This window comes from Collinsella sp. HCP28S3_B9 (assembly GCF_052066095.1).
GTDB lineage: Bacteria > Actinomycetota > Coriobacteriia > Coriobacteriales > Coriobacteriaceae > Collinsella.
Genome location: NZ_JBQHST010000033.1, coordinates 20,902 through 27,879 on the forward strand (window position 1 = coordinate 20,902; position 6,978 = coordinate 27,879).

6 protein-coding genes and 1 tRNA gene are annotated in these 6,978 nt (G+C 58.3%); 1 reads left to right on the top strand and 6 read right to left on the bottom strand.

What is annotated here, in order from left to right; translation table 11 throughout:
• Window positions 1-69 precede the first annotated feature (69 nt).
• A complete protein-coding gene (gene pknB, locus ACTNBB_RS07960) occupies window positions 70-2,019 on the top strand; it encodes a Stk1 family PASTA domain-containing Ser/Thr kinase (RefSeq protein ID WP_154518435.1) in 1,950 nt (649 codons plus the stop codon).
• Window positions 2,020-2,189: 170 nt separating this feature from the next.
• On the opposite strand, the gene ACTNBB_RS07965 is transcribed toward pknB, so the two are convergent.
• From ACTNBB_RS07965 to ACTNBB_RS07990, 6 genes are all read right to left on the bottom strand, one after another.
• Window positions 2,190-2,265, bottom strand: a tRNA-Arg gene (locus tag ACTNBB_RS07965).
• Between the two features lie 331 nt (window positions 2,266-2,596).
• Window positions 2,597-2,995, bottom strand: coding sequence for a DUF956 family protein (locus tag ACTNBB_RS07970; RefSeq protein WP_427795138.1), 399 nt, complete (start codon window positions 2,993-2,995; stop codon window positions 2,597-2,599).
• A 120-nt stretch (window positions 2,996-3,115) separates the two neighbouring features.
• Window positions 3,116-4,036 carry a PTS system mannose/fructose/sorbose family transporter subunit IID gene (locus tag ACTNBB_RS07975; protein WP_154518429.1) on the bottom strand — a complete coding sequence of 307 codons (921 nt, stop codon included), beginning with the start codon at window positions 4,034-4,036 and terminating at the stop codon, window positions 3,116-3,118.
• A gap of 16 nt (window positions 4,037-4,052) precedes the next feature.
• Window positions 4,053-4,871, bottom strand: a complete 819-nt coding sequence (locus ACTNBB_RS07980) for a PTS mannose/fructose/sorbose transporter subunit IIC (RefSeq protein ID WP_055285302.1) — start codon at window positions 4,869-4,871, stop codon at window positions 4,053-4,055.
• Between the two features lie 18 nt (window positions 4,872-4,889).
• Window positions 4,890-5,879 carry a PTS sugar transporter subunit IIB gene (locus ACTNBB_RS07985; protein ID WP_154518426.1) on the bottom strand — a complete coding sequence of 330 codons (990 nt, stop codon included), beginning with the start codon at window positions 5,877-5,879 and terminating at the stop codon, window positions 4,890-4,892.
• 378 nt (window positions 5,880-6,257) lie between these two features.
• Window positions 6,258-6,686 (bottom strand): hydrogenase maturation nickel metallochaperone HypA/HybF, encoded by a 429-nt coding sequence (locus ACTNBB_RS07990; RefSeq protein WP_441015388.1) that lies wholly within the window; start codon window positions 6,684-6,686, stop codon window positions 6,258-6,260.
• Between the last annotated feature and the right edge of the window lie 292 nt (window positions 6,687-6,978).

Below are 6,978 nucleotides of genomic sequence, written 5' to 3' on the forward strand. Positions count from 1 at the left end.
CACGGCCCCAGCGGCCTCAAATTTGGTACTACACACATCGTTGAGCGAATAGTCATGTTAGGAGCAGGAATGGAACAGAGGGTCCTCGGGGGAAGATACCTCCTCAAGGATAAGGTAGGGACAGGCGGCATGGCGACCGTCTACCGTGCACAGGACCAGGTCCTCGACCGCACGGTAGCTATCAAAATCATGCTGCCGCAATATGCCGGCGACGCCACCTTTGCTGCACGCTTTAAGCAGGAGGCCCAGGCAGCCGCCGGCCTCTCCTCCCCCTATATCGTCGGCGTCTACGATTGGGGCAAGGACGGCGACACCTATTACATCGTCATGGAATACCTGCGCGGCACCGACCTTAAGAGCGGCATCAAGAGCCACGGCGCCCTTGATCCCAAAAAGGTCGCTCAGATCGGCTCGCAGATCAGCTCCGCACTTTCGGTCGCCCACAAGCACGAGATCATCCACCGCGATATTAAGCCGCAGAACATCATGGTGCTGCCCGACGGCAACATCAAGGTCATGGACTTTGGCATCGCGCGCGCCAAGAACAGCCACCTTACGCAGGACAACAACGTTTTGGGCACCGCCCACTACGTAAGCCCCGAGCAGACCCGCGGGCAGGATCTGGGCCCCACCTCGGACATTTACTCGCTGGGCGTCGTGATGTACGAGTGCGCCACCGGCCGCGTGCCTTTCGACGGCGACGATGCCATCTCGGTCGCACTCAAGCAGGTCAACGAGCTGCCCGTGCCGCCGAGCCAGATCAACTCCGGTGTCGATGCCGATCTTGAGCGCATTATCCTCAAGTGCATGGAAAAAGATCCGGCTAACCGTTTCCAGACGGCCGACGAGCTGCGTCAGGTGCTCAACAGCTACCTGTCTGGTCGCGCCGTCAACGTGCCGGAGCCTACGCGCGTTATCGGCGCCGTTGGCGACCTGGGTGCCACCAAGACCCGAGAGCTATCCGACCAGACGCGCGCCATGGTACGCCCCGTCTCGGGCGTGAGCGGACAAAATAACGCTCGCAGCTCCGTCTCGGGTTCAACCGGCTCTTACGCCACCGAGCAGCCCAAATCCAACAAGAACAAGATCATCGCCGCCGTAGTTGCTGCGGTAGCCGTAATCGGCGTCATCGTGGCCTTTGCCACCGGACTCTTTGGCGGCGAGCAGGTCCCGGTTCCCGATGTGTTGGGTAAGGACCAGCAGACCGCCGTCGAACTGATTAAGGATGCCGGCCTTGACGTCGGAACCATTGACCAGAGCTACAACGACGACGTCGACGAGGGAAAGGTTGTCGAGCAGACTCCTAACGGCCACACCAAGAAGCCCAAGGGCACCAAGGTGAATCTGGTAATCTCCAAGGGTCCCAAGCCCTCCGAGAAGGTTGATGTCCCGCAGCTCGTTGGTCTGACCAAGGACCAGGCAGAGGCGGCGCTGGCAAGCGTCGGCCTTAAGGGCAATGCCACCGAGGAAGCCAACGAGGCCGAAAAGGGCGAAGTCTTTGAACAGGGCACCGATGCGGGCAAGGAAGTCGAGAAGGGCACGACCATTTCGTACAAAGTCTCGAGTGGACCCGACACCACCTCTGTCCCCGATCTGACCGACATGACCGAGGCTCAGGCACGCAACGCCCTCGACATGGCCGGCTTTGGCGTCGATGTAACCTACCAGGAGAACGATTCCGTCACCGAGGGCACCGTCATTAGCTGGAACCCCAGCGGTAAGCAAAAGCCCGGCGCCACGATTACCGTCGTCATCGCCAAGAAGTCCGGCAAGGCAAACGTTCCGGGCAACCTGTACGGCAAGAGTATCTCCTCCGCCGTCACCGCGCTCAACAACGCCGGATTCTACAACATCGCATTCTGCGATCAGAACGGCAACCCCGTGAGTGGTAACGAAAACGCCACCGTGACGGGCGTCTCCCCCACTGGCAAGCAGTCCACCGACAGCACGATCACGCTGACGGTTTCGATTTCTGGCTCTGGAACCGATTCAGGCGACGATTCCGGCACGACCAACTAGTCATCGAGACATTGCCCACAGCAGCTGATGCCGCAAACATATTCGCTCATAGGCGCCCGCTTGCTCCCCCAGCAAGCGGGCGCTTTCTTTATCCGAAGCAGCGAAAACTACGGCATGCCTTTAAACCAGAAGAGCCCGGTACCGCAGCGGTACCGGGCTCGATATTGCTCTGGTGCCCCCGGGCGGATTCGAACCGTCGACACCCGCTTTAGGAGAGCGGTGCTCTATCCCCTGAGCTACGGAGGCATGTTGTACTAGTGTAGCAGATTTGCGCCACTGCCATGCAGCGCATAGCCACTCTTCGAAGTTACGGTGGAACAGCCTTCCGGAAAGCGTGTCCCACTATCCAGACGAATTCTGGGACGGGCTTTCCGGATGGGGCCTCTCTAGGAAACTACGACCCGAAATTTGAGCTCGAAACGGGATATGGTTTCCCAAATGAGCCTGTTCCGGAAACTGCATCCCAGAATAGGCGCTCAAACTGGGATGATATTTCCCCAGCGAATCCCGCGAAGAGCTACAGGTAGTCATTGGGGACGTTCTTAAATGACTAGTCGTATAAGAACGTCGCAGGCGACTAGCTGCCTTTGTGGAAAAGGCCTTTGATAACGGAGGGGATGCTCTTGGCGCCCTTGGCCGTCACATCGATAAAGTCGGGCGAACGCACGAGCTTATCCTCGTCGACGTACTTGCGAACTGCACGAAGCGTCTCTTTGTCGTCGCGCGTCGAAAACGTAAAGTGGCCGTTATCCTTGGTAAAGATAGCAAAACGCGTGATCTTCTTAGTGCCGCGCAAAACCTCGGCGGCAATATAGTCGACCTCGTCCCACGGAATTTGAATAAAATCCTCGGGATTGCGCTCGTTGTAATACTCGAACGCCTTATTGCCCACCATCACGTTACCGTGGCTGGTAAGGCCCATCAGGCAGGTTGCCGGTGTTGCCAGATCGACCGTGCTGTTCTGAGATTGCGCCATGCGCGCCTCGCCCTCCAAATAAAACAATCGGACCGCATCCAGTGTACCCACCGGGTGCGGTCCGTTTCAATGGCTCAAAAGCCCTTGCCTAGCAACTCTCGGTCTTAAGCCGAAGCGTGCTTACATGAAGCCGCAAACGCGACCGATGATACCGACGGCGAAGAGAGCCAGGATGATGACGATCGGGCTGACCTTCTTCTTGAGCAGCTTGCAGACGAACAGCGTCAGGCACACGGCAGCAAGGCCGGGGATGAGCTGATCGAGGTTAGCCTGAAGCGTGGTGACCTTCACCTGATCAAGGGCGGTAGCACCGACGGAGTTGTACATCGTCAGCGCTTCCTTGATGCCCTCGGCACCGGAAGGCAGGTTAGCCCAGTCAATGAAGGCGCCGGCAGACTGCGTGACCTTGGAGACGACCGGGGTGAAGGAGATGGACACCCAGCGCTCGACCAGGGCGCCGATGATGAACATACCCAGGATGGAAGCACCCTCGGTGACCTTGCCCATCAGACCGCCGGAGAGGTCCTTGGCGATGGAGGAGCCGACCTTATAGCCAAACTCCTGCGTGTACCACAGGAAGGCGTAACGGATGATGTTCCACGCGAAGAAGAACAGCAGCGGACCGGCGATGCTGCCGGACAGGGCCAGGGAAGCGCCCAGAGCGCCCAGGATCGGGCGAAGGGTGAACCAGAAGGCGGGGTCGCCGACGCCGGCGAGCGGGCCCATCATACCGACCTTGACGCCCTGAATGGCGACGTCATCGATCGGCGCACCGTTGGCGCGCTCCTCCTCGAGAGCGAGGGTAACGCCAATGACGGGGGCGGAAACATAGGGATGGGTGTTATAGAACTCCAGGTGGCGCTTAAGCGCGGAAATCTGGTCGTCCTTGCTGGTGTAGAGCTTCTTGATCGCAGGGATCATTGCGAAGCACCAGCCGCCATTCTGCATACGCTCGTAGTTCCACGAGCCCTGAAGGAACTGATGACGGAAGCAAACCTTCTTGCGGTCAGCCTTGGTGAGCTGAATCTTGTTCTCTGCCATATGTATCACTCCCCTCCTACTCGTAATCGTTCAGAATGTCGCCGAGCGGGTCACCGGAGCCACCGCCCATGCCGCCACCCTGCTTGGCCAGATCCTTGAGGCCAAGGTAGATGAGGGCAAGGGAGATGCCGATGAGGCCAAGAGCGATCAGCGTGAGCTGAGGGATGGCAGCAAGGACAAAGCCGAGGATGAAGAACGGCCAGGTCTCCTTGGTGGCCATCATGTTGATGACCATGGCGTAACCGACGGAGGCGACCATGCCGCCGCCGACAGCCATGCCGCCGGACAGCCAGTCGGGCATAGCGTTAAGCGCGTTGGTAACCGCCTCGGCCGGGATGATGCACAGAAGTACTGCCGGGATGGCGATACGAAGGCCCTGCATGAGGATGGCGGCGTACTGCCAGCGCTCGATGCCGGAGAAGTCGCCCTTCTCGGCGCAACCGTCCATGGCGTGAGCGATAGCGGTAGCCAGGGTACGGCAGATCATGGTCAGGAACAGACCAGCGACCGACAGCGGGACTGCGACGGCGATGGCGGCGGTAACGGCCTTGGCCGAATCGGTGGCGCCACCGTTGAGGGCGAGCACCATGATAATCGAAGAAGCGACCGAGGCCAGAGCGGCGTCAGGCGCGACGGCAGCGCCGACGTTAGCCCAGCCAAGGGCCATCATCTGGAGCGAACCGCCCAGGAGGATGCCCTCCTGAAGGTGACCGGTTACGAGACCGATAAGCGTGCATGCCACGAGCGGCTGATGGAACTGGAACTCATCCAGAATGCCTTCCATACCGGCAAGCAACGCGACAATCGCAACAAGCAGAATAGTGATTGCAGACATGTATCGGACCCTCCTTTACTATGCTTGAGCGGCCAGTTCGGCCTTAGCTTTCTTCAACATGGCGTCGAGATCCTCGGAGGAATCCGAAGGAACCTTGCGGACCTCGAACTTGACGCCCTTGGCCTTGAGGGCCTCGAGAGTCTTGACGTCGTCATCGCCCATAGCGACGGCGTTGGTGACGACGACCTTGCCCTTGGAGTGAGCCATGGAACCGATGTTGACTTCCTTGATGTCGACGCCGGCCTCGATAGCCTTGAGCAGATCCTGCGGGTTCTCAAAGAGCAGCATGGCCTTGGTGTCACCAAAGCGCGTGTCCTTGACAACCTCGGCCATCTTCTTGATGGGCACGACGTTGGCATGGACTCCCGGAGGGGCAGCCTGCTCGATCATGGTCTTGCGGAGCTCGTCGTGAGCAACGCCGTCGGAAACCACGATGATGCGGTTGGGGTTGATCTGCTTGGTCCACGTGGTGGCCACCTGACCATGCAGCAGACGGGTGTCGATACGGACGTGGGCGATCTTGATGTGCCCATCGCCGATGACCGTTCCCGGAGGGATGGCGCCTGCAGGAGCAGCGGCGGCCGTGGCCGGCTTCTTCTCCTCGGGCTCCAGAGATTCGGGCTTGACGCGCACGCCAGCCTTAGCCTCAGTCACGAGATGTTTTGCGATCGCATGTGCAGTGTTCTTTGCGTCAAAGCGCTGCGAATATGCCTCGATGAGCATAGGCAGGTTGACACCGGTGACGATAGCCCAGGAATCGTGGCCCTCGATGAGACCGCTGATCTGGTTGAACGGCGTGCCGCCCCACAGATCAACGAGGAAGAGCACCTGCTCCTGGTCCTCGAAGGAAGCGATTGCTTCCTCGACCTTGGCACGGAAGTCGTCGGGGCCCATGCTCGGCTCGAGCGAGACCACGGCCACAGACGGCTGATCGCCAAAGACCATCGAGCCCGTCTGCTTGATTCCAGCTGCCAAGTCCCCGTGGCTAGCAAGAACAATACTTACCATCACATAACCTCCTCTTTGTCTACGTATTTCCTACACGACATGAAAGGAGTATACCTGTTCGTCCTGTAAAATTATAGAGAAAAATGCGAATGATTGGATAATTTGTTTAAACGTCTAGGTTTGTTACAAGTTGATTACGTTACTGCTTTTTGACGGATTACACGCCAAGGCGTCACTTATCAAGCCATTCATTTTACAGATACAAGCAGGCTGGTCATTAATATCGATTTTAGGCAAGCGCGAATGCGCTTGTACTGCAGCTATTTTGTTTAAACAGACATAACTTGACTATTAGCGTGACTTATGCACTAACGTAAGTAGTCATTGGGGACGTTCTTAAACGACTAGTCAAACAAGAACGTCCCCAACGACTAGGGGCTAGACGATGTGGAGGGGGTTGGCAGCGTCGACGGCATCGGGGGCGTCGGAGAGGCCGTCGGGAGCAGCATCTGGCGGGTCCTCGTCGGGGGTCTCAATCTGCTTGATCATGACCTCCTGGCCCTGCAGCAGGTATGTCTCGCCGCTACCGCAATGGGGGCAGATCTTGCCGTGCTCGACTGTCGCATAGTCGCGGCCGCACGCCTCGCAATGCGTCACGGCCTCGACAGGCTCCACAATAAGCTCCGTGCCCTCGGTGATAGGCTTTTTATCTGCCGCCCAGCGCCAAGCGTCGAGCAGCAAGTCGGGAACGACGCCCGAGACCTCGCCCAGCAGCAGCGTGACGCTCGAAACGCGACTCACGCCATTGGCGCGCGCCACGTTCTCGACATCGCGAATAATGTGATAGACGATTCCCAATTCATGCAAGGTAGAAACCTTTCAGCAACGGTTGATGCGATGTCAGCCAAACGTCAGCGAGCGGCGATCCAGGTGCCCCAGGTTGCCCCGAAACAAGGCGTCCGCTGGGCTTTTGCCCGCGGCGCCGCAGTTGAGGGGCAAGATGGGGTATCTGGGCGCCGCGCAGCGTCGGCAGTGGGGCGGGGGGGGTTGTTCGGGGGCCGTCGTTTATATTATTAGTAATATTTTTTTTTTTTTTTCGTTTTTGTGGTATATTGCAACCAGTGGGTGTTGTTGTTGTATTTTTAAAAAAATTATGAAC